The following is a 26,306-nucleotide window of genomic DNA, read 5'->3' as shown; positions in this document are numbered from 1 at the left end:
TTCCGTATGCGCTACTGAAACATTCGCGCGCTGGTTGAGGCAAGCCTAACGCTCGGGTAATCCTAACATGGAGCCAACACCCTTCGGCTAGCACGCAGGGACCGATACGTCGGCATCCGTATCGAGATATTGCAGCCAGTTCCGGAATAACGCTGCCGCTGCGGTACCGGCGGCGATATCGGCGCGCAAATTCAGCGCAGGCAATTCGTTGGTGAGCGCGGGATGGCGCTGGTGCCGTGCCTGTTTCTCGAAGCGGGCCAGCTTCTCTTCCGTCGCTGCGTCAAAATAACTCACGGGCAAGTTCGGATAATTCTCGCGCTCACGGGCGAGATAGCGACCGACGTCGCGCAGATATTCGCGCTGGAGCGACAGCGCGTCATATTCCGGGTGGCCCTGGAAGAACACGAAGCGGCTGGCATATTGGCGGACAAAGACGTCGACGCCGGCCTCTTCCGAGCGCGTCAGCACCCGGTACCCGGCTTGCACGAGCTCGCTCTCGGCGATCTCGTTCAGGCGCGAATGCGAGACCTTGAGCGGCATAGGCGCACCGCGCGTCAGCGGATCGTTCGTCACGGCTTCGCAGTCGAAGATGCCGTGACATTTGGCCGGCAGCCGCCGTCGTTCGATACGGTCGAGATGCAGCACCGCCGCATGCGCGGCGAGGCACGACCAGATCGTCGAGCGCGTGTTGACCTTGGCCCAGTCGATCAGCTCGGTCAGGTCGCGCCAGTACGGCTCCTGGTCGAGCTCGGGCGCGACCGGCTCGGCGCCGGTCACGATCAGCCCATCGAATTGACGGCGCCCGAGATCCGCAAGATCGGAATATTCGCTCTCGATATGCCACTTGGCGTCCGGCGAGCGCTTCACCGAAGGAAGCGAGAAGCAGTGAAAGCGGATGCGGCGCGAGCCTGCGGCCGCTTGGAGCAGCTTCATAAACTGCCGCTCGGTCGCCTTCAACGCCGGGTCCGGCACGTTGTTGATCAGCCCGATGGTCAGCTCGGCGCCGCGATCACGCGCGAGATCACCTTCGGCCGGCACCAGGGCCGGGCTTGATATGACTTGATCCCTGTCGATCAAGATCGTCATCGGCGCCGCCGCCTACTCCGCGGCCTGCAGATGCGACGACGGACAGGCCTTTTCCAGCGCCTGGTCGATGTCCTCGATGATGTCTGCGGAATGCTCGATGCCGATCGACAGGCGGATCGTCTCCGGCAGCACGCCCGCTATGCGCTGCTGCTCTGCCGACATCTGCCGGTGCGTCGTCGACGCCGGATGGCAGGCCAGCGACTTGGCATCGCCGATATTGACGAGGCGCGTGATCAGCTTCAGCGCATCATAGAAGGTCTTGCCGGCTTCCATGCCGCCCTTGATGCCGAAGGTGAACAGCGAAGAGGCGTTGCCGTTCAGATATTTCTGCACCAGCGGATAATAGGGGCTGTCCGGGAAGCCCGTGTAATTGACCCAGGCCACCCGCGGATCGCCACGGAGGAATTCGGCGACCTTGCGGGCGTTCTCGACGTGGCGCTCCATGCGCAGCGCCACGGTTTCGATGCCCTGGAGCAGCAGGAAGGCATTGAAAGGCGAGAGCACCGAACCCATGGTGCGCTGATAGACGCTGCGCGCGCGTTCGATGTAGGCGGTCCTGCCGAACCGCTCGGCATAGACGAGGCCATGATAGGACGCATCCGGCTTGTTGTAAGCCGGGAAGCGGTCGGCGTGTTTCCCCCAGGGGAAGTTTCCGGAATCGACGATGGCGCCGCCGAGCGTGGTGCCGTGGCCACCGAGGAACTTGGTCAGGGAATGCACGGCAATATCGGCACCGTAGTCGAACGGCTTGAGCAGAATCGGGGTCGCGACCGTGTTGTCGACGATCAGCGGCACGCCATGCGAATGCGCGATTTTCGCCAGCGCCTCGATGTCGCAGACATTGCCGGCGGGGTTGCCGATGGTCTCGGCGAATACGGCACGGGTATTCTCGTCGATCAGTTTCTCGATCGCCTCGGGCTTATCGCTGTCGGCGAAGCGGCCGGTGATGCCCTGCCGCGGCAGGATGTGGGAGAGCAGCGTGTGTGTGGTGCCGTAGAGCTGCGGCACCGAGACGATGTTGCCGCCGTGATCGGCGACATTGACAAAGGCGAAATGCAGCGCCGCCTGGCCGGTCGCAACCGCAAGCGCGCCGACGCCGCCTTCGAGCTGAGCGATTCGCTTCTCCAGCACCGCGCTGGTCGGATTTGCGATGCGGCTGTAACGAAAGCCCTCGGCCTCGAGATTGAAGAGCGCCGCGCCATGATCGGCGCTGTCGAACGCATAGGCTGCGGTCTGGTAAATCGGCACGGCGACGGCGTGCGTTGTGGCTTCCGGTTCGTAGCCGGCGTGAATAGCGATCGTCTCGTTGCGCATCGTGCCACCTCCGCGTGGAGCGGGCCGCACTTATCGGCCTGTATGAGGCGCGTGCGTTGTCCGCCATCCTCCTGTTAGAAGGGGGTGGTAAAGCGGACAATAATTCGCCTAGAGATCGAGGAAGTAACCCTAACGCTTGTTGGCGATGTGGCCAGAATTCGGGTTAAACTGGATTAACGAATTGACGAGGTTGCCGCGCCAGCGGCGTTACTTTTCCCTTCTCCCTTGGTTTTGCGTACCGCATAGGGGACAAAGGGTGCACCGTCAACGCGTCGACAGCCTGCCTAGCTTCAGGCCATCGTCTCCCACAATCGATGAGCGAGCACGCCGGCGCGCTTCTCGATCGCGGCCGCGGCATCGAGCGCGAGATCCTCGCGATAGCGCCCGGCAATGAGCTGCACGCCGATCGGCCTGCCGTCATGCACTGCCACCGGAACTACCGCGCCAGGCAGGCCCAGCACGTTAATCGCGGAGATGAAGCGGATCTCGCCCCAGAAGATCTCGCGCACGCGCTCGGGGCTGACGGTATCCTCGCGCGGGCCCGGCGTCGGCTTCACCGTGGTCGGCGCCAGCACGACCGGATACTCCTCAAAGAACAATTGCCAGGCGCGGATGTGGCCGTTGCGCGCGGCCGTCGCCTGCATCCAGGCTTTGAGATCGAGCACGTTGGCCTTGGTCTTCATGCCGCCCCAGGCCTTGTGAAAATCCTCGGACGTAACCTTCAGCATGCTGGCTTCCTGCATCACAACGGTCTCGTTGGTGATGATGTCGCACCAGGTCTGCCAGACGCCGTTGATGTCGGGCACCTCGACCTCGCTGACGCGATAGCCGGACCGCTCGAGATGATCCGCGGCCTGGCGCAGCGCCGCGGCAACCTGCGGCTCAACGTCCATGTCATCGGGGATCTTGGCCAGCGCAACCTTGATCGGCCCCTTTGGCTTCGGCCCGACGAGCGGCGCCGGCACCCACCAGGGATCGCGCGGATCGCGTTGGCTCATCACCTCCAGGGCGAGACGAACGTCGGCGACGTGGCGGGCGAGCGGCCCCTGCGCCGACATCAGATGCGCCAGCATCGGCCGCTCGGCGGTGGCGCTTCCGTTGAAAGCGGGGATCCGTCCCTGCGTCGGCTTGATGGTGGCAACACCGTTGCAATGCGCCGGCCAGCGCAGCGAGCCGCCGATGTCGTTGCCATGGGCGATGGTGCCGATGCCGGCCGCCACCGCCGAGCCTGCGCCGCCCGAGGAGCCGCCGCAGGTGATGTTCGGATCCCAGGGGTTCAGCGTCAGCCCGTGCAGAGGATTGTCGGTGAAGCCGCGGAAGGAGTATTCCGGTGTGTTGGTGAGCCCGATCACGATCGCGCCGGCCTTTTTCAAGTTGCGCACCACGGGGGAATCCGACGGCGCGATGAGGTCCTTGTTGGCGGGAACGCCGTTGAAATTTGGCCGCCCTTCGTAGTCGACATTTTCCTTGATGGTTACAGGCACGCCATGCAGGAGGCCGAGCTCGCCGCCCTTCGCGCGCTGCCTGTCGGCCGCATGCGCCGCTTTTAACGCCTCTTCGGAGAGATCGACGACGACGGCGTTCAGCCTCGGATTGACGGCGCGCATGCGTTCGAGATGCGCTTCGACCGTCTCGACGGCGGAGATTGCGCCGGAGCGGATCGCAGCCGCGGTCTCGACCGCCGACCATTGCCAAGCCGGCCCCTTGGGACGGCGCGATGAGGCCGGCTTGAGCCGCGTGGCTTTCTTTGTCTTCTTCGCAGCGACGGCCTTGCGGCTTGTGCTTTTCTTGCTGGAGGTCTTTACCGGTTTCTTCGAAGCCGTTTTCTTCTTGGTCGTCGCCTTCGCCACGTCGCATCTCCTGAAATTGCGCCGTAGACGTTACGAATGGCGAAAGGACGTGTACAGGTGCGTTTTCTGCATGGCGCGATGGCGCGACGCGGCGAATTGTCCGCGAACGCACCGCTGCGCTATTCCGCGGGGCAAGCCGCAACGGCGGCCTGGGCGCGGTCCAGCCGGAGGCTCCACAGCGCCAGCAGGAGACCGACAGCGGTGATGCCGGCTGCGACCAGAGGCAGCGCCGAGAAGCCGAGCCCGCGATCGATGGTGACGCCGCCGGCCCAGGCGCCGAGAGCGTTACCGAGATTGAACGCGGCGATGTTGAGGCTGGAGGCAAGCGTGCGGCCATCGGGGCCTGCCGCTTCCAGCACGCGAAGCTGGAGCGGGGCGACCGTCGCAAAGGCGGCGATGCCGAGCAGCAGGATCAGCACGACCGCGGGGATCTTGAGCGACAGCACGGCGGCAAGGCCAAGAAGCACGATGGCGAGCGCAGCGAGCGTTCCGATCAGCGCGCCGGCGAGCCCACGGTCGGCGAGCTTGCCGCCGGCGACGTTGCCGATCGCGAGGCCGACGCCGAACACCAGCAGGATCGGTGAGACCGCGGCCTCCGAAAAACCGGTGAAGCGCGTCAGGATCGGCTGGATATAGGTGAAGACGACGAACAGGCCGGCAAAGCCGAACACCGTCATAGCAAGGCCGAGCAGCACCTGCGGGCGGCCGAGCACCGAGACTTCCTCGGCAAGCGAGACCGGCTTTTCGCCATTGCCGACATGCCCGGGCACCAGCGCGGCAACCACGGCAAAGGCGATCACACCGATGACCGTCACGGCCCAAAACGCCGCGCGCCAGCCGAGCATCAGGCCGAACCAGGCGCCGAAGGGCACGCCCAGCAATGTCGCGACCGTAAGGCCGATGAACATGGTGGCAATCGCCGAGGCCTGCTTGTCCTCGGCGACGAGGCTGGTCGCCACCACCGAGCCGACGCCGAAGAAGGTACCGTGGGCAAGCGAAGTCAACACGCGCGCGGCCATCAGCAATTCGTAGTTCGGTGCCAGTGCGCAGGCCGCATTGCCGAGCGTGAAGATCGCCATCAGCGCGAGCAGCACGGTCTTCCGCGGCATACGCCGTGTGGCGAGCGTCAGTACCGGCGCGCCGACGAACACGCCGAACGCATAGCCGGAGATGAGCAGGCCCGCGACGGGCACCGAGACGTGCATCTCGGCGGCAACCTGGAGCAACAGGCCCATGATGATGAATTCGGTGGTGCCGATGCCAAAGGCACCGGCGGTGAGCGCAAGGACGGCGGAAGGCATGCGTGGCTCCGATGGATGAGACGAGCCACGCAGATAGCCGCGCGTGGGCAAAACCGTTAGCATGGCCGCAATCCAATCATTTGTGACGTGAATTCAACATGAGCCGTTTCGACACCAACCGCTCCGCCGAGATGGAGGTCTTCGTCCGCGTCGTCGACCTCGGCGGATTCACCCAGGCCGGTCGAAAACTGCGCCTGACGCCATCGGGCGTGAGCAAGCTGATCTCACGGCTGGAGGCACGGCTCGGCTCGCGCCTCGTCAACCGCACCACACGCAAGCTGACCCTGACCGAAGAAGGGCAGGCGTTCTACCAACGGGCCGTGCGCATCCTCGCAGAGATGGAGGAAGCCGAGCGCGAGGCGGCCTCCGGTGCGACCCCGCGCGGCCGCCTCACGGTGAACAGCAACATTCCATTCGGCATGCTGCATGTGATGCCACTGATCCCGCGGTTCCTGGAAGAGCATCCCGACGTCACGCTCGATCTCGTGCTCACGGATACGGTCATCGATCTGATGCAGGAGCGCGCCGACGTCGCGATCCGGGTCGGGCCATTGCGTGCATCACGTCTCGTCGCCCGAAAACTCGGCACCAGCCGCATGGTCGTGGTCGGCGCGCCGGACTATCTCGCACGTTGCGGCACGCCGAGGACGCCGGCCAATCTCGCTGATCACCGCGGCATCGGTTGGACGTTTCCGCGCAGTATCCGGGGCTGGCCATTCAAGCGCGGCGACCACACCGAAGAAGCGGTGCCACCTCCCGTCGCGCGCGCCAGCGACGGCGAAGCCGCGCGCCGCCTTGCGCTCGGCGGCGTCGGCCTCGCGCGCCTTGCCCTCTTCCACATCGGCCCCGACATCGAATCGGGCCGCCTCGTCCCGGTGCTGCAAAGCCACAATCCCGGCGACCGCGAAGACATCCACGCCGTCTATGTCGGCCACACCGCGCCGCTCCCGGCACGCGTCCGTGCGTTCATCGATTTCCTCGCCGAGCACGTGCGGGTGAGCGATCCCGTGCTGAAGCGGGCCGGAGACGGGAGATGGAAGCTGGCGGGATGATGAAATGGCGGAGAGAGTGTCCGCCAATCATGTGTCTTCTCGCGTTCTCTGTCGTTCGCCACTGTCCCGCAAATCGCCGTATCTGGGCTGCCTTCATGACGCTCATGGTTGCCTATGTCCGTTCCAATTCGAGTCAAGCCGCGCTATATTTGGGGACCGACTTGGGGACCGAACAGGAAGGCGACGGATGGCTGGCAAGCTTACGGCTCGCAAGGTAGAGACGGCAAAACCCGGCAAATACAGCGACGGCGCCAATCTCTATCTGATCGTTTCCCCTTCCGGGTCGCGCAAGTGGGTTCTGCGCTTCACATGGCGGGGCTGCGCTAAGGAAATGGGCCTAGGAAGCGCCTTGAGCGTGCCCCTTGCCGATGCCCGGGAGCAAGCCGCTTGGGCGCGCAGAAAAATTGCTCAAGGGCTCAATCCCATCGAAGAGCGAAAGCGCGACAGAGGTATCCCCACGTTCGGGGAGATGGCCGACACGGTACGTGAAATGCTTTCGGCCGGCTTTCGCAACGAAAAGCACAAAGCGCAGTGGAAAATGACTCTCGAGACCTACGCGAGCCCGCTGCGGGGTAGGCCGGTGGATACCATCACCACAGACGACGTTCTGGCTGTTTTAAAGCCGATCTGGACCACAAAGTCCGAAACGGCCTCCCGGCTCCGCGGCCGCATCGAGAAGGTTCTGGATGCCGCTAAAGCCAAGGGATTCCGCGAAGGGGAGAACCCAGCCCGATGGCGAGGACATCTGGATCACCTCCTGCCAAAACAGCTAAAGCTGGCCCGAGGTCACCATGCTGCTATGCCTTATGAACGAGTAGCGGCATTTCTCGCTCAGCTTCGGGACAGCGACTCCTTGGCCGCGCAGGCGCTTGAACTATGCATCCTGACGGCTGCGCGCTCGGGTGAAATTCTTGGAATGCAGTGGAATGAAGTTGATCTGGAGAAGAAGCTTTGGACCGTTCCCGCTTATCGAATGAAGGCAGGAAGGGAACATCGGGTGCCGCTTTCAGCGCGCGCCGTTTCGATTCTGCGTGGCCTTCACAAAGTCAAGTCGGGCAGTTTTGTCTTTCCCGGGCTGGTCCGCGGTAAGCCGCTCTCCAACATGGCGATGGAGATGGTCTTGCGGAGAATGAAACTCGAAGAGGTTACCGTGCATGGATTCCGCTCCAGCTTCAGAGACTGGGCAGGTAATGTTTCCAGCTTTCCGCGAGAGGTTGTCGAGACCGCGCTGGCACACGTCATTGGTGACAAGGCCGAGCAAGCTTACCGCCGAAGCGATGCATTGGAGAAACGGCGACGGCTGATGGATTCGTGGGCCGCATATTGTGAGCCGCGCTCCAATAACGTCGTATCCATAGCAAAGCGCAAGAAGGCGGCCCTCACAGACGAAGCAGCCGAACCGTGAACCAACAGCCTCGAAGTTCTGTCAACCGGCGCGTTTCGTCGTCGAGGCACGGCCTGTGGGCGGTCCCAGCCCCCTAAATGCGCGGCCTGTCGCGCATTCGCGTGTAGCTTGCAATGATCGTTAAAGCCCGCTATTAGCTCTGACGTTCGATCTTTGCTCAGAATGAGCCGCTGGCACGCCGCCGGTGTATCGAACTCCCTCCCCGTATGCAGCTCGAGCCGAGTGTGCGCGGACATCTAGAAACCCGTGTTTTGTGACGGGTGCCTAATGTCTCGCGCGCGCGCGCGTTGACGTTTGTCAACAGTCACAAGGCACCAGCTCGTACGCGAGGAGGCTTTGATGAAACCTGCCGCACAAAAGCAAGCTCAGGCCAGAGCACTAACCGTCGACGAATTCTGCCGAGAATATCGGATCGGTCGGACGACGTTCTACCAGCAAGTGCGACTCGGACATTTGCGAGTCCGAAAGATTGGCAAGCGCAGCCTAATCGCTACCGAAGATGCCGAAGCTTGGTTCCGCACGCTGGACGTAGCAGAGCCTGCGTCACTGGCGTCCGCACCCATCAATTCAAACCGCTGAGCATGGTCCGATTAGCCATGCCCGACATCACCATCATTGTGAAGCCAGCGTTCGATCGCCGTGGTCGACGCCAGCACGACCGGTTTGATGCTTATTTACGCGAAACCGGCGAGCTGATCTGCCGCGCTACGCGCCAACCTCTGCTCGACGGCAGTCGGGTCCTTTTGAGCCGAGGTTACGATCCCGCGGATCGTATCTGCATGGTCTGGCCGCACAAGCCGGAGGTCGTCGCCATGACAGCTGTCATCGGGAAGGCTGCGCAGTTCGACGTGATGGGCGAAAAGTTCGTGCGACGAAAAGCCACTAAGCCCGACGCCCCCGATCAGCACCGGATCACCTTGCCGGAAGACGCTCCCGCCAAATGATTCCGCCGACGCGATTGAAGCTCGCGTCGGCGGCAAATGCCGTCCCTGTACCGCCAAGTAAAGAGCGCAGCTATGAAGAATATATCGCACCGCAAGTCATCTTGCCAATCCGACTTCGTCACCACGCCGCCCGACCGCTGGGGGGCAAATCGCGACGAAGCGATCCTGACTCCAGGTGGGCGACACGTCAGGGATCGCACGGGTCTTCCGATCCGCATCGCTAATCTCGTTGCAGAGCTGAACGGCCTCGGGTTTCCGCGGTAAGCGACCCCAATGCGACAACCTCGCGACCATACTCGTTTGTTGCGCAAGGGTCCCTTCAACCTGACCACTCGTAGACTGCGAGAGCTTGAGAGGATCATCAGCCTCAGGTTTCCAAACGGCATCCTCCCGACCTCCGAGCAAGCGGATGTCTATCTGCTTCAAGCCGCCAAGCTGCTTCGCCGAAATCTTCATGAGCGGAAGGGCCTTCCGACACTGGCAGAGGTGTTTGAGAGACTGGCCATCTGGGCGGAACGTTGGGCTTATTTCACCTCGGTAGATCATTTGAAGCAAATTGCCGACCGAGCACTACAGCGGTCGGGAATTGAGAAAGCCGACGAACTTGGCAAATTGCTCGCCTTAACCTTTGAGGAGCGCAGATATCTGAAGATCACCACCATCGGCGCCTGTGACGTCACGAAGGCGCAACGTGCGCACCGTCGCAAAAAACAAAAACGCGAACGCGACAGGGAGCGAGCAGCCAGACGCCGTCGCAAGCAAGGCATGGTGCCAAGATCGGAATGGTTAAAGACCCGGCTTTCGGTCCTGCGTCCGTGGGAGAAAATGAGCATTTCTCGGCGGACATGGGAGCGTCAGAGACGAAAGTCGGACGTTGAATGACCCAGTTATGTCGTACCCCATTGATAGCAGTGCTGGGCGACACACTTGCGACACTAAGATCGCGACGCGTAGCGTCAACACTAATGGGAGCCCGCCTGAGGCGAGGTCCTATCGACGGGGTGATGTCAAGCCCGCAATCGAAAACCGATCCACGGGGCTGCCATAGCGATATGGAGGATACTTCTTTCGCCATGCCATTGTTGATCCGATCAAATTGATACCCGGCGAGCGCGCATGCTCGCCATCAAACTGATCAGTCCCAGCTACGCACTCCGCAAACATTGAACGTCCAGCCTTTGGGGACTTGGATCGGATAATTTCGTGATAAGGGTGGATAAGGCCAAACGAGACGACCGATGCCAATACTATCGAAGCCGAAGCACGAAATTATCGCCAACGCCCTTGCGTCGGGGAAGAGCCAGGCGGAGGCCTACCGAGCGGCCGGTTACGTGTATAAGCCAGCGAATGCGAGCAGGATCTGTAGGAATCCATCCATCGAAGCACGAGTTCGAGAGATCATAAGCGAGCGCGCCAACAGTGAGGCCAAGGCGCGAGAAATCGGAATAACGCGAGCTGCTCTTACGGAAGAGTGGATCATTGTCCGGCTGAAGCATGTAATTGATTTGTCGATCCGCGGGCTCCCAGTCCGCGACCGGAATGGCGATGCGACTGGAACCTTCAAGCCGGATCTGGATGCCGCCATAAGCGGGTTGAAGCTGGCGGCGAAGATTGCGGGACTTCTTATACACAGACACGAGATTGACCAGCCTGGAGTATTCGCGCGAATGACGGATGCAGAGCTGAATCAAGCGTTGTCCGAACAGCTCAAAGCGCTCGGTCTATCCGAACGTTCATTGGGGGAGATTCGGACATCTGTTTTTTGTTGAATGATCGGCAGCATCTAAAGGCGTGCGGCGGTTCAGGTTGGAGCGTGACGCACGTCCGTCGCCGACCATTAAAAGCGGAAGTGCTGGACGACGGACCTGCGACATTATGACAGCCTCATAGAGCGTCCTGTGGTGGTGCCCTCTAGTGTAGGCCGGCCGCTTTGGAAATGAGCGACGGGCGAGGCTCCCATAGGCCATAGAACCGGGATCGGGTCGCTAGCAAAAGAATTTGAGGACCGTGCCCAGAGCTTAGAACCCTGCGAACATTCAACAGATCCGGTTGGGAGCAAAACGCAGTGCTCTGTTGGCAGCAACCTTTTTGTCTTTGTCTGAACGCGCGACGGCTGAGACCAAGCACGAGGATAAATCGGATGATCCAGCGAACTCCGGGAACTTACTATGATGTTCTTAAGAAAGGGCGGAGGACTCGTCTGGAGACCAGCCACGCATTGAAAGTAATGAAAGCTGTTTCAATGACTTATAACGAACACGTGTCGGAAGGAGTATCCTGCCAACCGCGCTGAGTTAATTCGGCTTTTTAGGATCCGAGCGCAAGAGCTGCAGTAGGGCGGCTATGTCGGAGGTAAACACGGCTTGTCCGCCAGGGCGCCCGACTCGATCCCCGCGCTAATGTCCGACGTCGCGATTCTGCACGGAACAGGATATAGAAAGGTGCCCAAAACGTTCCACGACGGGCACTAGGGGTGGCAATGGTTTCTACTATTTCACTCACGCGATTTGCCCGGCGTGCGTCCATTTGGGTCATCATCATCATCCTCGTGATTGGATTCTGTGTAGGCGCGGGCCTCACTCGTGCGTGGGCGGCGCTTGGTATAATTGTTCGACCCGCCCTATTCCTGTGGCCATGGCTGATCGGAGCCGCAGCATTTCACGCCATCATCCGCTCTGATCAAGGTGCGGCAATCGCGCACGATCTTGTTGCCCATGAGGACTCCACCGGCGTAACTATCGCCAGTCTTTTCGTCGCGTGGTTATTGGTTGCCCTTGGGTGTCTGCTCGCCCTTGTTGCCTCGACCCCCAAACCTATCGCAGCGCGAGTCGGGACCAACAAAAGCAGACCGCAGACTTCAGCGCGCGTGCTTTCAAGCGGAATCTGGCTAGGAGCGCTGTCAATCAGCCCCTCGATCATGTTTTCGCATGCGACTTCACTCATGGTTGCGTGGATCATTACGGGACTGTTGGGCCTTGTCGTCGCCGTAGGGACTGCCTGGACCGCGTTGAGCGGGGCGGTTCGCCAGTCTGCAGCGCGTCGCTTTCTTCGATTCGTGCTAACACATTCCTTTTGGTTTTCGATCATCGCAATACTCTCAGCGCTTGTGCCGATCGTGATTGGAGCCGGAATTTCGATGCGGGCACCTTCCCGGCTCGCTGAGGCAGGCACGCTGCTCATAGCAATGGTTGGGATCGCCGCAAATGCCACATTATTCGGAGTGGCACTCGTGGTCGTCCCATTGTCCTTGCAGAAGCGATGGATCGGGGCCGCTGTCGCCGGCATAATGGCACTTTGGATCATCGTCACACCCGCTCAAATGAACACTGCCAATCCCTTGCTCGAAGACGCTCGGGTGCAAGCGGAAATCGCGTGGGCGACCCAGCGACAAAACTCATGCGTGAAAGCACCGTCGAACCTGCTGGGTGCACTCGATCGCCCTATAGAGCATGCAACGACGTTTGCTGATGAGCGCGGAAATGATAACCGCTTCTTTCTTGTGAGCGCCGAAGGCGGCGGTATTCGAGCCGCGTACTGGACCGCCCTCTCTCTGGAGCGGCTCAGCGCCTCGTCGAACGGTCGCTTCGCGGAGCGCGTTGTCTCGCTCGCCGGTGTATCTGGCGGAAGCCTCGGCATTGCAACATGGTTAGCCGCTCAGGAGCGACGGGATCTCGACTCAGAAGGACGCTTTCACCTCATCGAGCGCTTCCTTATGTCCGATTTCTTGTCACCTCTCGCAGGTGGCCTTCTCTTCCTAGATATGCCGCGTTTTCTATTCGGGCCGCTCTGGTTTTCGGCGGGACGGGATCAAGCATTTGAGAAGGCACTCGCGGATCTCTGGCACGATCTCGGCAAAACCGACTTTTTCTACCGTCCCTTCATGGATCTTTGCGTGGATGGCTTCAAGGCAGCGCCCGCGGTCTTTTTTGTCTCAACCGATGTGCTAAGCGGGTCCGCCGTTTCGTTGTCGCCCACTTCGGTCATGATGGCGGGAAGGACACCTCTGCTCCTTTCATTAGGCGCAACCGGTCTTTATGGGAGTTTCGAGAACACGAGTCTCGTCAATGCCACTGTTGCGCAAGCCGTTCACATGAGCGCGCGGTTTCCCTATCTGTCACCACCAGCCGTCGTTGGCGTAAACCCTGAGTATGTCGCTATGCAAGGTGAGTGGAACGGAAAAATCAAGGATCTCCCTAAGGCCGATCGAAAGCACGCTTCTGAGGAAGCATTCAAGCGGATTCGCGCCAGTGGGATCGCGAAGAACGATCCATGGCCACTCGCGTGGGTGCTCGTCGACGGTGGCTACGTTGACAACACCGGCCTAATGATCAGTGAAGCAGTGGCGGGAGTGCTGAAGTCCGAGATCGCACGCGAGGAGAAGTCTACCGACGATCCGACCCGGAAGTCTCTGCATGTCATCCATATCGCAAACGATCCGGAAGAGGCTTGCCTAACCCCGCCTTCAGCGTGGCGCAACGATGCAAGCGCAAAAGTATTGCATTTTTTTGATTCGGGCGGAGGCCAGCCGCGCTGCATGCGCGATATCGCGAAGCTTGAGCAGTCCTTCAGTCCTTCACACCTGCTGTGGCTTCTCGCTCCACCTGTGAGTCTCATTTCAGCGCGTCGTGTGCATTCCGAGCGGCTGGTGAAGCAATTTCAAGCCGACCCCCTAGCGTTTTGGAATTACGCCCTATCGAGCAGACTGACCAGTGGGTATGACACGACCTACATTGAGCGCGGCTTGCAGTCGTTACGAAAGAAGAGAGATGAAATTATCGCACAGCGTTCCGAAGAGGTACGAGAACTGGTGACCCAGGGTGCCGTTTCAAAGGAGATGGCCGATGATTACATTAATAGCCTACAGGCTTGGAAGAACGCGACGGATCAGAGTGTTGACAACAGCATCTGTCGTGTAGCGCCCACTGCACCTGTGCCGCCGCTCGGTTGGACACTGGATCAGGGTAGCGCGCAAGTGATGAACTGCTTGCTGCGAACGAATATCGGGGAAACTCTTTCGGTACCATCATTACCTTCGCGCAGTACCAAAGGGGTGCGCAGTAAGTAAAAATGTGCTCACTTTTCTGAAATTGTCTCGCGCGCCGAACGCGACTAACCTGCGGGCGCGTGGAGCGATCAGGATGACGTTAGTGCATGGAGGTCAGGACTACTGTCATGGCTTTTTGCTACGTTCCGGCCGACGGGTAGCGTACACGCGACAATTCTGAAACTGGCTCCAATGTGTCAATAGTTGTTCTGCAAATCCACGATCGCGCATCCAAGCTGGCCTCAGCGATTCAACGGTAGCTTCGCACGAATGACGGATGCAGAGCTAAATCCAGCGTTTTTCGAACAGCTCAAGGCGCTCCGTCTGTCCGAGCGTTCATTGGTGGAGATTCGGGCATCTGCTTTTGCCGAATGATCGGCAGCATCTAAGGGCGTACGGCAGTTCAAATAGGAGTGTGACGCACGTCCGTCGCCTACCATTGAAAGCAGAGGTGCTGGGCGACGGACCTGCGACACTATGGCAGCCCCCTAGAGCGTTCTGTGGTGGTGCGCGCTAGTGTGGGTCGGCCGCATCGAAATGAGCGACGTGCGCAGCTGTCATAGGCCCTAGAGCCCGGATTGTTTTGACGACGCCGACTCCGATCAACGGAAACATCCGTTGTTAACTTTGCTGCGAGCGCCGTTACGCTCTTGCGCGCCAGCCCGTCGAGAACCCAAGCGCCTTCAGCATCGCGAACGTGTTGCACCACGTGACGCCGAATGTGTCGCACACGTCAGGGACCTTCCGATTCTGCCGTCTTGCGCTTGGCCGAGGCGTTTCCGTCGTCACGACGCAACGGTCAGCCGGCGCCTGGAGCCCATAAGCGATCAGGAACGGGTCTCGCCCGATCTGCTCAAGCTCATCGTCCGTCAGGTCGGGCGCGTAGCCCTCCGCGACCACTCTGGCGACAAGCGCCTCGTTCACCATTTCGTCCAACAACAGCGCCTCGCGGTGGACGGGCTCGTGAACCCACGCATAAAGGAGATCGCGCTCCTCATCGTCGGAGCCGTCGAGCACCTCCTCGAATATCTCCAACGGCATTTTGACGCGCCCGCCCTGAGCTTGGTGAAGCAGGAAATCCCAAAACTCAGGCACGGCGTCGACGGGGTAGTACGTCGCGTGTGCTGTCATCAGGACGTTCGCGTCCAAAAGGTACAGCATGGCTAGGCTGCCCACCCGCCGAGCGCCGCCACGTTCAAGAGAGGCGCGACGTTGCGAGGTTTAACGCCGAGCACCTTCCCGGCCTTCGTGGGGGTGAGCGTGCCGCCATTGAGGTGACGAGCCGTGAAGTGAAGGAGCGCGGACCCGAGCCGACTCCGGCGCACGACGTAGTAGTCCGGCCCGGTACCTCTGCGCTCTCCCCTCGCCGCCCTCTGCGCGAGCCACTCTTCGCGGAACCGCGCCGTGAGATCACGCCACGCCGGCTCGCCGATCTTGCCGGCCCTGAAAAGACGGTAGGCCACCATCGAACGGCTGAGATGGCGAGCCGTCGCGAAGTCGCTGATGAGGCGCGCCGCCTCCGCCAAGTCCGGATTTCGGTCCACGCCGACGAACTCGAGTTCTGGGTTCGGCAGGAGGAAGGCCGCGGCCACATCGTTACAGAAACGCTCGATCCTCGACTCGGGCAGTCCACCGCTCACGCCAGACGCGCCGAGCCAAAGGTGCGCTAGCTCGTGCAGGAGCGTGAACGACCAGGCCGGCTTTGCGTCCTGATCGTTGATGACAACGAACGGCGCGAACCTGTCGGCCAGGGCAAAGCCGCGGAACGCCTCCACGGGGATCGCTGTGTGATGGCTCCCTAGATTGCCGATCAGGAGCACGAACACGCCGGCCGCTTCGACCTGACGCCTCAGGTAAGCGAAGGCCGCCTCGGGGGACGGCTGAGACCGGTAGTCGGCCAGATCAACGCCAAGCGTCTGCCGGACCCTTGCGAGCACGCTGCCGACTCCGTCTTCCATCCTGGCCGAGCCTACCCACGAAAGCGGCTGCGCCTCCTCCTCTTCTTCCAGGATCGCGCGCACCATGCCCTGGCGAGCGCGGACATCGCGGACGAGAGCATCGATCAGCGCTTCGGTGGTTGTCTGGCGCTCGGGCAAGGTGCGGAAGTCCTCGCCCCGGTCCCCGATCCTCGGCGGCGCGGCGAGGTAGAACGTCAGAAGCGGCCGGCGGTAGGCCTTGGCCATCTTCAGGAGCATCGGCCGACTGACTTCGTTCTCGCCAGCCTCAAAGGCCGCAAGCCGGTCTGTCGCCGAAACACCCCTGGCGTCAGCGATCTTGAGCTTGCGCACGGCCTCCTCCTGCGAAAGGCCGGCGGTGGTTCGCGCCCAGCGCAGGATTTGTGGGTTCACGGCAGGCATGACGAATCTTTGCACATCAACGCGGTAAAAGGCCAGTCCGCCAAGGCTGAGCCTATAGCCGCATGGTTAGCACAGCCTTGCCTCCAAGGGCGAGGACGGCCGGACGACCCCATGAAGTCGCTGCGCCCCCGGCGCGACAAACTCCGCGCCGTCTTCGTTGATCGTTAGAGGGCCGCCGGCCGACACAGGGCGCACAGGGCGTTCGACTTGGAGGGGGCGGCCGGAGTGACCCGCCGAGACCATCGTGGGCTACGCCAGCTGTCCGATGGTCAACCCAACGGTCAGAGATAGGACTCCGCAAGCGAGGAGCAGCCAAGCAAGCAGAGACAGAGACGATTTTCCTCACAAGGTCAAAACCGCCCTCGCCCTTCGTGCAGCCTATAGGTGCTCGGTGGAAGGCTGTGGCAAGTCGACTGTCAGCCCAAGCGGCGAGACCACAAACAGGCGTCTGCCCATCCGGATCGTTTTCGAGGTGAACCTTGATATCATGCTGCCTCCGAAGTCCGCGGCGTCGAGCTAGCTATGCGTCATTGTTGGGCTAGCGTTGCGCCTTGTTTGTCGAAAGATGTACGCCGGCATCCGCAGGTTGATGGCGACGACTAGCCGCCGATGATCCTTATCTCAGAAGGCGAGATGAGATTGACTTGGTTTGAGATCTCGCCCCGCATGCGGAGAAGGTAACCCCTTTTCAGGTATCCGGCGACGGCGCCAATATCCACTGCTATCTGGTTCGCGGCATGATGCTTCTTCGCGCCCAGAGCCGGATTTGCCATTCGATAGAGCCCATCCTCGTACCGATGCGCCACAAACAGTTCGCCGTCACGGGACAACCGTTCGAACCTAGGGCAGCTGGGGCTTTGCGATGGTCCGAGTGAGCTGTTCGGATCGAGGCGAGCTGGAGGGCAAGCTTGGGCCGGCGCGGCTGCTCTGGGCTGCGTAGGCTCCACTGGCTTTGCCGGGCGGTTTTGCGGTCGGATTGCCGCATCGGCGATCTCTGAAAGCGATGTAGATAGTGACCGGCGGCTTACGACGTGCTTTGCCGCCTCAACAGCAGCTCTTTGCTTGAGACCCTGCGCTGTGTCCCCACCATCGAGCCATGCATTGATGTGGCTCTGTGCGAGCGAGGTCCCATGCACAGTATGAATCCATGTCACGCGGCCGTCTGAGTAGGCGACCCGATTGATCCGCTTCATGCTTGGATGGAGCGATTGCAATTGCCGAAAGCATGCTTCGATGTAATCGTTATCGTTCGATAGCAGCACCACGACCTCAAGCCTTGAGGGTAGCTCGCTCAAGAATTGCCTCATGCAATTCAGAGCCCAATCATTGGAGGAGTTTCGGTGCGAAAGACGGTTGATGATATCGCCCGATTTTGAAGCAGCGCCGGTCGCGGGATCCATATAGGCAACACTGCAGCGGATCAGGGATCCGAAAGCATAATCGGCCTCTGAGTCTCGGATAAGATCGTCGAGCGACTGCTCCAAGCCGATCAAGCCGAGTTTTCTCAATATTGCAGTAACGTTGTGTCGGAAGCCCGCAAACGGAATCTCGTTATGTGGTGCGACCCGTAGTTTCTCACACTGCCGAGCACCTTTCGAAAATCCAAGTACTAAGTAGCGCGGATTGATCGCACCCAGGCCAGTGGATTGTTTTCGAGGATCCATCCATCCCGCTCGATTTTCGTATTGCCCCAGACTGCGTCGTTGGGAAAGCAACGGGAGCATTTGACACGTCCGTGGGGTGGCAGATCTCTCACTATGTCGGTCTCCTCAGGTCGAAATTCGAATCAAGCAGAGCCGTCAAACCACAACTTTTTTAGGATTTCTATTGGCAGTTATAGGAAGATTATGTGCAAAGCAAAATTGTTGATCGGCGACTGTGAAGAGCAGGGCATTCGCGCGTCGATCTGCCAGCGCCGGATAAATCACGACCTGCACCAGAACGGGCGGGCGCATATTGAGATAGAGCTGACGAAGCAGAAGCTGATGAGGGGTGTCCGTCAGTCACTCTCGTCCTCTCGCTGAGGCGGCTTTTGAATCCATCGCGTAAAGTTAGTCGGGTGGTGGTCCATATTTTCGAAGACGTTCCTGTCTTTGTCCCAGCGCATCGTCTCTGCAAATCCGGTGATCGCGTCGTAGCCTATAAACTCGTCCCCATTGCGCGGGGCCGTCGCCGGCGGCTTCCAGGGTGACGGCATTTCGGTGGCCGTTCCTATTTGGTAGCCGCCAAGATCATTTATCTGTTCTATGCTTTCGGGCATCGTCCCGACACGGCGCAGCGTCTGTAACGCCTCGCGGATCGTTTCCGCCTCGACTGCAGCCGTCACTCGCCACCACTTCCTGGGCATCATCAGACTCTTTTCTTTCTAGCTGGCGGGTTTAACGCGATCGCCTTAGCGAGGGCGTCACTCAAAGCTTTACGGCCTTGAGCCAGCAGACGGTTACGCTCTTTCTCTGTCTTGGCCTTCGACGCTCTCAACTGATACGCGCCGTCAGTCGCAACACCCGCGTTGTAGATGCGCTTGCCTTCCGGTGTCTTGATGTCCTGGCCAGAATACTCGTTCCTTCCAATCATTTGCGTCTCCGCTGTTCGCTAGGCGAATTGATTGCCCGCCCGTGCACACGGAAAGGCGGCCGCAACCGCGGCTAGGCCTTTTCTGTCAGCGGCCTCGGTATGTGACCTGCGTTCACTGCCCAGTTGCTAAACGCCTCGAACTCAGGCCGCGTGGCCTCATAAGCCGCCACAAATTTCTGGATGGCGCGCGCAATCATTACTACGACCTCAAGTTCAGAAATTGTCGCCGTTTTTGGTCCGGTCGGGTGTTTCAGCCAATTGCTGAAGGCGTTGTGGTCGTGGCCGGGTAGCTTCTCTTTCAACAGCCGGAACAAGTACGATTTCATACTCTCCGGCACTTGCCCCTCACCGGCGGCGGCAAGTGTGATAGCACATTCGTATTCGCCATTCTGAAAGTGCTTAATCGCGGCGCAGATTTGCCGTATAGCGGATCGTTGCTTGTCGGTCTCGACCGTCTTCCCGGCGTCGCTCATGTCGCCACTGCTCCCGGTTGTTCAATCGAGGATGCCATCGACCACCGCGGATCAGCCAACGCCGCATCTAATTCGCGGCCCGTCAGTCGCGTTTTGACCTGCGCTGGCGTCAGTTCCGCTCGGTACCCCCGAAGATCAGCAAGATGAAATGCGTCCCAGTCGGGATATCCGCCCAACCGGGCGAACACTGTCTTTAGGCGATCTGCCGTTGGGCTTCGTTCACTCGCAAGACGATGAAATTTACCGTTGAGATCGTCGGTGTCAGGTTCGAAGCAGATCAGCATTCGGCCCACCTCTTCGATCAAACGAAGCCGTGCGGCATCGGTCTGAGCCGATCGCGTCGCATTTTCCAGCTTACTTCGTCGAACTGCCGCCACCTCGACCAGCTGCCGAACTTCGGCAAGCAGGTCTGCGCGGGCCTCTTGCCAGGCTCCTTTGGGAACTTCGAGCCCGTCCCATTCAGCGAGCAGGGTCTGAAGTTCGGCGAACGATCGTATAGCGCGCATTCTTTCCGCCGTCGCCCAGCCACAGGCCATCGCCCGAAACCCGTCCTCTTCTGCGGCAACAACGACCAGGGGTAGCCGCTCGCCTGGTTGTTGGAGTTGACGCAACAGCTCCCACTGACGCGCATCGAGTCCGTCCACACAACTCGCATGGACGTGTGTTTCGACGCCGGACGAGTGAGTCGCGATGCGCAGTGGCCCATCGCCTATCCGATGCACCCCGTTGGATTCGGCATTCACGGATATGTCGGTTCCGTCGAGAGCACTGAGAAGAATGCCTACATGCTCTGGTCCGATAAGCCCTCGCTCTATCGGAGCGGGCAGCGCATCATCCTCCGGATAGGCCTGCATGAGCGCTGGATCTGCTTTGATAGCTTCAGCGGTCTTCGCCAGTGATTCTTCATTCACATGCTCTCGGCCGATGAGCATCCTCATCGCCTGGGAGAGGACTGGCTGCATAGGACCTACAAAGGTCTCGAACAGGCCACAACGTGTCGCGAGCGCTCGGTAAACTCGCTCGTCTACACTGTCCTGAAGATAGAGGTTAACGATCGGAAGCACCGGCTGCTCTTGGCCGATGCGATCCACGCGGCCAATGCGCTGTTCCACCTTCGAGGGGTTCCACGGAAGATCGAAGTTAACGAGCGCTCCGGCAGCCTGAAGGTTCAAGCCTTCGCTCGCCGCGTCAGTGCATACGAGCACTTTCGTTCTGCCGTCGCGCAAGCTCTTGGTGACGGCATCTTTCGAAGCGGGTTTCCATTCTGTGCCAAGGCGGAACGCCCCTCCATCGCCTGAGTAGGATGCGACTGCATGGCCAAATGCACCGACCAAAATATCACGAAGATACTCCATTGTGTCGGCATAACCGGTGAAGACCAGCACACTCCGACCATCTGCTGCAATTCTCTTCACCCATGAAACGAGGCGGTCGCGTTTTGTGTCCAACCCGCCCAGGCTGTCGATGCGCGAAAGAAGCTCTTCCACCTCAGTCAATTCGGCCCGAGCTTCGTCTGGGGTTTCGGGAAGGGCTGAGGTGAGCTTCACGTTAAGAAGGTCTTCAAGCTCCTCTGCGTCATCAAGCTCCACTACCGTATCATCGTAAGCTCGTTGTGCGATAACTGCCTTCAACCCGATTGAGCGCCGGTCAAGGCTTTTACGCAATGCGAAGGGAGAGCTGGCCGCACGGCGTCGGTAAATAGTCATCACGAAGCCCTTCCCTGGCTTCTGAACCTCCAATTCCTGAAACCGCCGGTCGATGTACCGCGTCAACGCCTCATAAACTTGACGTTCCTCTCCAGTCTCGAAGTCAAATGGATCTTCTTTCACGTCGCGTTTGGGTGGCGCGCGCTCCAGAAGCCCCATCTCGTAGTAACGCCGCAAGGTCCGGCGCGTATTTCTGTGCATCCGATGAGATAACGGCGAACATTTCCTGAGCCAATTAACGGCCGCTTCCCGCGCGGCCGCTGGAAGAAAGCATAGCGCCTTAGCAAATGCGTCCGTATCCTCGATTGGCGGAAGGTTCAGCTCGGGAGGTGATGTCGGCCTTCGCGCTGTCGCAAGAAGAAGGCGAGCGAGCCCCGTAGCCTCCCGGCGCGTAAGCTTTCCATTCTGCAGGTCTGCAACAGTTTGGTAGAAACGCCGGATAATGTGAAAGCCTGAAAGCCAAAGTCCGCCCTCTCCTAGGATTTGGAGCAGGTCCCAAGGCTCCCAAGGATGGGTCTGCATCGGAGTTGCCGAGAGCACCATTATGCTTCGCGCCTGAGCGGTCGCCTGCAGCCGACGTAATAGTCCAAGAAGGAGTGTCGGTGTGTTGAACTCACCTTCGATCTGACTGGCGCGGCGGGCGGCATGGCCTTCGTCCAAGAGCACAAGGTCCCAAGCTTGAGCGGATAAAAGGAGCGGCAGATTGGTTTCTGTTCGGGCAGTTTCACGGCTCAACAGCAGCAAGTCCTGCTGTAATGCCTCAGCAAGACCGGACACCTGCTGCCGAGAACCGTCGGGCCAGACCAATGTGCGGGGACCTTCGAGACGCGGCACCCAAAGCCCCCCCTTTTCGCGAAGCTCGCCTTGCCACTGCTGCAGGAGGTTCGCCGGAGGCAGCAGTAAGACACGGCGTACGCCGCGACCCGCGAGCAGACGTCTAAGCGCCAAAATCGCCTCGACGGTCTTGCCCATTCCGACCTCATCGCACAGTAACCTGCCGTTCGGCCAAGACTCGGCGGTCTCACGGACGACGTGGCGTTGATGAGGCCAGAGCGCCACAGGAGCCATCGCATCGCAGGTTGCAGCGCCGCCTTCGGCAAAGAACGGTGAGGCGAGAGCATATTGCCAAAGCATAGCTGCGCGCTGTCGCGGGAGATTGTCTTCACCCTCGGTGGGCGGCCTGGTTTCGGGCGCGAGCTTGATCAGCTTGTCGCGCACAGCCTCTGGCAACGAAACGGTAACGACAGCGGGATCTTGGCCCGACCAAAGTGTGGCGAATTCCTCGCGAAAATGGTCGTGACGCTCGGCGTCGGTCCAGCTCCCGCTGATCTCCAGCTTCTCGTAGTTGCGTCGGAGACCGCTGGCGCTTTCATTTCCGCTGCCGGAGAAAACCACAGCGTCGCCTTGCGGATCGACGAAAAGCCCGAACTTAGCGTGCAGGATGCCATCGCCTTGCCGCATCAGGCCGACCTTGACCACTACCCAGCCCTCGCGAACTAGCCAAGCCAGCATCTCCAGGCGTCGCTTCTGAAGGGCGGAAGCAGGACTTCCGAACCGTGACAACAACGCATCAATTAGTGGCGTTTCCTTTCCTGCGTCGAGAAGCGCCTTCACGTCGTCTTCTGATAGCTCCTCATTTACGAGCAGGCGAATTGCTGGCTTCTCAGTGGCTGCGCCATCCAACACCCTTTGGATGAACGCGCCAAAGCCGGCGGCTGCCGCAGAGAGAACTGAAGAGGAGAAATAGGCGCAGCAGCGATCATAGCGCACCGCGCGCTTGAGAGCCGGCTCATAGAGCTGAGTGGCAAGCTGCCCGTCTGGAGCGCGCAGAAAGCGAGGCCAGTCTACTTCGCGGAGCGACAGGCTCATTCCTCGTCCTCTTTCTCCTCGGCCTCATCGTCCTCGTCCGGCTCCGTGCCTTCCTCTTCTTCCTCATCATCGGGTCGCGCGAGCAGTTCAAGAGCTTGCTGGTCTGATCCCTTCTCATCCCAATCCGGAGGGTTGATACCGAACAGCGGCTCTAGCATTGCATGCCACGCGAGGAACTCCGGAAATTTTCCAGCCATTTCGCTGTTCGGGCGACGAACGGCGAGGGGAGCGGCCTGGAGCAGCGCCTCGATCAACCGTGCCGTGGCATCTCCCGGCTTTACGCTGTGGCGCGCACAGAAGCCCTTTGCAGCGCCGATGCCCGGCGCTCCGCCGCCCGCATCGGCATAGACAAGCGCGAGGGCCTGGGCACGGTCGAGATGCGTGCGGAACGCTGGATCTCGCGGATGGATCTTTAGGGCATCAGCCCGCTTCAGCTTCTTGCCATCGCCGGCGCTCCAACCAAAGAGAAGCTGCTGCGCCTCCTCATCGCGGAGTGGCCCTTCGCGCCTCCGTCCTGCGGCAGAGAGAATGTTGACTTTGTCGGCCTTGCGCGTGATTAGGCCGGCCTCCTCCAGTGCTGCAACATCCATGCCGACGGCGTGACCAAGCAGCTTAGCCTCGTTGAAGCGAAATTCCGCCGCGCCTAGCGTCGCCCAGCAGAGCAGCGCGAACTGGGCCTCGGGTTCGACACCAGCGAGACCGCCCTTGGCGAGCTGACGGATTCGCCAGTTCGCCACTGCATCCGCGGCAATGTCGATCGCTCGCCCTACGCCGACTGTCTCTCCAGTGTCAGTCCTTACCCGGTCGTAAGCAGAGAAGACCGTCATAGCGGGACCGAAGCTGCCCACGAGCTGGTCAACTGGGTTCAGACGCTCGGAAGCGAGATGCTCTGCGCTGCGCTCTGCTGCAGCTTTGATCTCAGCCTGCATCCTAGCATCGAAATATCCGGTTCCCGCGCCGGGCGCGCGGACACGAGCAATGAGGATGACCGTGGACTGGGCCGCGTTTTTTTTGGCCTGATGGAGACTGTGCTCGCTTTCTGTTTTCACCGGCCACGTAGCCGTGATTATAAATCCAGCTGCGATCAACGATTCGAAAAGAGCTTCCCAAGCTTCCTGCTTTTTGTGAGTGAACATCACTGTCAGGACGCCTTCGGGCCGAAGTGTGCGCTTGGCCTCGGCAAACACATCGGTCATCAGTTGCTGATAGTGCGCTTGGGCCAGAACAGCAGCTTCCTTGGCCTTCTTTACGTTCGCGCGGAAGCGAGCATCGTTCTTGACCGCTTCTTGAGCGTTTTCACACACTATCGAGGAGAACCACTCAGGCCGGCGATGACCTTGGCTCCGCTTGAGCCATACGTAGAAAAAATCTGCTAGTTCACTGTATTGGACGTTGTCGGAATAAGGCGGATCAACGATCACGGCGTCGAGAGATTGATCGTTCAGGTGAACTAGGGAGGTTGCTGAGCCCTGTGACGTTACGGCAACTGATGCTGCAGCCGCCTTAGGTAGTTTTGCTATCTGCTCGTAGGCATCCACCGCGTTTGAGATAGCCCAATGCAATCCGCTGCCAGGTTGTATGGGCGCCATTTCGGTGAACGTGGTCTTGAACGCAAAATCATGACGGTCAAATACACCGCGAATCACCTGATGCGACGTATGCCAGGAAGCAAGAACGCTGTTGTAATTGGTAAACTTATCGATGGCGAATGCCAGCAGATGTGCCGCCGCCTCACCCATTTCTGGTCCTTCTTCGGCAACGATTTTCGGCCGGAGGGCATGAAGCTCTTCCATTAGCACGCCAAGGCTCAGCAACTGGCGCGGACTAAACATGTCCGCCCATCGCTTAATGCCACGTTGCATTGGCTCTTTCGTCTTTGAGCCGTCCGGAATAAGCTCCGTTGGGAGTAAGTTCTTCGCTTCCCATTCGCCCTGCCACTGCGCAAGTTGAGCTTCTGCTGCTTCCAGCGCCTCCTCGTCAATTGGTAGCGGCGGTCGAAATTTCACTCCTTGTGGGGTCTTCAAGGCAACCGCGTATAGGGCGCTGCCCATATTTCCCTGCAAAGCCTGCGATTTGATCCAGTCGGCAGGGATCACTTCTCCAGTAAAGAGGCTGATGCCCTTGCCCTTACTATAGGTCCGCTGCGGTGCCTCGCTCAGAGCATCGCGGCCGACGCCGACAGAGCGAATCTCGACCGTCCAGCTGCCAGCCTTCTTGTTCACAACCGGATTAGCCACGAGGGGAATGCCGCCCTTCGGCTTCAATAAGTGCCAGTCTGGTACCAGAGGCGTCTGATGTCGGGTTGTTGGGCAAGCGACAGTGCGTGCGAATATGTAACAAAGCGGCGGTAGCATCGCCTCATTGTTCTGATCTTTCGGAGTCGGAAAGAACCGCTCCATGCGCTCGACGTAGCGCTTGCGCCACGCCTCGCCCCACTTCCGCGCTGTCTGGGCGAGAGCCGGGCCGAAGCGAAAGGGATATTCTAAAGTCGCTTCCAGTATGCTGCATGCTACCGGGTTGTACTCATTGGCCAGCGTTGGGAAGCCCAGGCGTGCACTTTCCAATGGAATGGCGCCGCCACCGGCCATCGGGTCCATAACGGTGGGGAGATGTCCCCAAATGCGCGCGGCAGCCTGATGTGCTATCGCTATGTCCCTAGAATGGATCGGAGACCGGAAAGCTCGTGGTCCATGTGGATTCTCAATCTTTTTTCCCGCGGCCCGAGCAGTGACCAACAGATCCTCCGCTTTCATGACGCGATCCGCGGACCCATAGAAGCCCATCAAGCGTTCGAATACATCGCGCGGGAAATCCGCCGGCAATATACTTGCAAGCACTGCAGCGCGGCTGGCTGACAGGGGACGTCGCGCCCACCAGACATGAAATCGCTTATCGGGCGGTTGTTGCCCAGTACTGCGCTCCCGTATGCACTCCACACCAATGGCACCTGCGGGCAGCCACTCTTCAATCAATAGGCGCGGCCGCTCCGCCCCCCTCTCGCCAGCCATTTATGCCACCGCCTCTGTGATGATTCTCAATGCACGAACCCACCGCAGTCCGCGCCCGTCCTGCATACGCCCGAACCAGGCCGCCGCCTCGGCTGGGTCCGCTGCGCGGAAATGCTCAGCCGATTTGGAAAGGCGTCGAGCGTCTCTAAGACCGCGTGCAACTATGGCGAAGCCGGCCACTCGAGCGCCCCAATCAGCATCGATCGGCCGAAACGGTCCCGGCTCCAACTTGGCCGAGCCACCGCCGGCTCGCACCGCGCTGCGAAGCAATCCGCTGGCCGCCGTCAGTGCAAGAGGCGACAATGCGGCGACCCGATCAAAGC

Annotated in this window: 19 protein-coding genes; 7 read left to right on the top strand and 12 right to left on the bottom strand. The window is 60.1% G+C overall.

What is annotated here, in order from left to right; genetic code table 11:
- Positions 1-87: 87 nt before the first annotated feature.
- The 4 genes from IVB12_RS08835 to IVB12_RS08820 form a co-directional block, all read right to left on the bottom strand.
- Positions 88-1,086, bottom strand: coding sequence for a homoserine O-succinyltransferase (locus IVB12_RS08835; protein ID WP_247297776.1), 999 nt, complete (start codon positions 1,084-1,086; stop codon positions 88-90).
- A 12-nt stretch (positions 1,087-1,098) separates the two neighbouring features.
- A complete protein-coding gene (locus IVB12_RS08830; protein WP_247297775.1) occupies positions 1,099-2,400 on the bottom strand; it encodes an O-acetylhomoserine aminocarboxypropyltransferase/cysteine synthase family protein in 1,302 nt (433 codons plus the stop codon).
- Positions 2,401-2,690: 290 nt separating this feature from the next.
- A complete protein-coding gene (locus IVB12_RS08825) occupies positions 2,691-4,250 on the bottom strand; it encodes an amidase family protein (protein WP_247297773.1) in 1,560 nt (519 codons plus the stop codon).
- Positions 4,251-4,369: 119 nt separating this feature from the next.
- Positions 4,370-5,551 carry an MFS transporter gene (locus tag IVB12_RS08820; RefSeq protein WP_247297771.1) on the bottom strand — a complete coding sequence of 394 codons (1,182 nt, stop codon included), beginning with the start codon at positions 5,549-5,551 and terminating at the stop codon, positions 4,370-4,372.
- Positions 5,552-5,649: 98 nt separating this feature from the next.
- On the opposite strand from IVB12_RS08820, the gene IVB12_RS08815 reads away from it, so the two are divergent.
- From IVB12_RS08815 to IVB12_RS08785, 7 genes are all read left to right on the top strand, one after another.
- Complete coding sequence (locus IVB12_RS08815; RefSeq protein ID WP_247297768.1) at positions 5,650-6,603, top strand: LysR family transcriptional regulator; 954 nt, start codon at positions 5,650-5,652, stop codon at positions 6,601-6,603.
- 187 nt (positions 6,604-6,790) lie between these two features.
- Positions 6,791-8,008, top strand: a complete 1,218-nt coding sequence (locus IVB12_RS08810; RefSeq protein WP_247297767.1) for a site-specific integrase — start codon at positions 6,791-6,793, stop codon at positions 8,006-8,008.
- A 339-nt stretch (positions 8,009-8,347) separates the two neighbouring features.
- Positions 8,348-8,587, top strand: a complete 240-nt coding sequence (locus IVB12_RS08805) for a helix-turn-helix domain-containing protein (RefSeq protein ID WP_247297765.1) — start codon at positions 8,348-8,350, stop codon at positions 8,585-8,587.
- Positions 8,588-8,604: 17 nt separating this feature from the next.
- Positions 8,605-8,952 carry a hypothetical protein gene (locus IVB12_RS08800; protein ID WP_247297763.1) on the top strand — a complete coding sequence of 116 codons (348 nt, stop codon included), beginning with the start codon at positions 8,605-8,607 and terminating at the stop codon, positions 8,950-8,952.
- 273 nt (positions 8,953-9,225) lie between these two features.
- Complete coding sequence (locus tag IVB12_RS08795; protein WP_247297761.1) at positions 9,226-9,834, top strand: hypothetical protein; 609 nt, start codon at positions 9,226-9,228, stop codon at positions 9,832-9,834.
- A 356-nt stretch (positions 9,835-10,190) separates the two neighbouring features.
- Entirely contained in the window at positions 10,191-10,721 is a 531-nt protein-coding gene (locus IVB12_RS08790; protein WP_247297759.1) for a terminase small subunit, read from the top strand.
- Between the two features lie 710 nt (positions 10,722-11,431).
- The gene (locus tag IVB12_RS08785; RefSeq protein WP_247297757.1) at positions 11,432-14,017 is read left to right on the top strand and encodes a hypothetical protein; all 2,586 of its coding nucleotides are present in this window, start codon (positions 11,432-11,434) and stop codon (positions 14,015-14,017) included.
- A 621-nt stretch (positions 14,018-14,638) separates the two neighbouring features.
- Here IVB12_RS08785 and IVB12_RS08780 read toward each other — a convergent pair.
- The 8 genes from IVB12_RS08780 to IVB12_RS08745 form a co-directional block, all read right to left on the bottom strand.
- Positions 14,639-15,172, bottom strand: a complete 534-nt coding sequence (locus tag IVB12_RS08780; protein ID WP_346658491.1) for a DUF4411 family protein — start codon at positions 15,170-15,172, stop codon at positions 14,639-14,641.
- Positions 15,160-16,353 (bottom strand): XRE family transcriptional regulator, encoded by a 1,194-nt coding sequence (locus IVB12_RS08775; protein ID WP_247297755.1) that lies wholly within the window; start codon positions 16,351-16,353, stop codon positions 15,160-15,162. The genes IVB12_RS08780 and IVB12_RS08775 overlap by 13 nt, the downstream gene beginning before the upstream one ends.
- Positions 16,354-16,952: 599 nt before the next feature.
- Positions 16,953-18,077, bottom strand: a complete 1,125-nt coding sequence (locus tag IVB12_RS08770; RefSeq protein WP_247297753.1) for a hypothetical protein — start codon at positions 18,075-18,077, stop codon at positions 16,953-16,955.
- 275 nt (positions 18,078-18,352) lie between these two features.
- On the bottom strand, positions 18,353-18,679 hold the full coding sequence (locus IVB12_RS08765; protein ID WP_247297751.1) for a hypothetical protein: 327 nt from the start codon (positions 18,677-18,679) through the stop codon (positions 18,353-18,355).
- Between the two features lie 23 nt (positions 18,680-18,702).
- Positions 18,703-18,927: a hypothetical protein gene (locus IVB12_RS08760; protein ID WP_247297750.1), complete on the bottom strand. Its 225-nt coding sequence runs from the start codon at positions 18,925-18,927 to the stop codon at positions 18,703-18,705.
- Between the two features lie 71 nt (positions 18,928-18,998).
- Positions 18,999-19,400 carry a hypothetical protein gene (locus IVB12_RS08755; RefSeq protein ID WP_247297747.1) on the bottom strand — a complete coding sequence of 134 codons (402 nt, stop codon included), beginning with the start codon at positions 19,398-19,400 and terminating at the stop codon, positions 18,999-19,001.
- Positions 19,397-22,975, bottom strand: coding sequence for a helicase-related protein (locus IVB12_RS08750; RefSeq protein ID WP_247297745.1), 3,579 nt, complete (start codon positions 22,973-22,975; stop codon positions 19,397-19,399). Before IVB12_RS08750 ends, IVB12_RS08755 begins: the two co-directional genes overlap by 4 nt.
- Positions 22,972-25,572, bottom strand: a complete 2,601-nt coding sequence (locus IVB12_RS08745; RefSeq protein ID WP_247297743.1) for a hypothetical protein — start codon at positions 25,570-25,572, stop codon at positions 22,972-22,974. Before IVB12_RS08745 ends, IVB12_RS08750 begins: the two co-directional genes overlap by 4 nt.
- Positions 25,573-26,306: the final 734 nt, after the last annotated feature.

Source organism: Bradyrhizobium sp. 179 (assembly GCF_023073535.1).
Taxonomy (GTDB): Bacteria; Pseudomonadota; Alphaproteobacteria; order Rhizobiales; family Xanthobacteraceae; genus Bradyrhizobium.
Note: the sequence above shows the minus strand (reverse complement) of the source record. Positions and strands in the feature narration are given on the sequence as shown.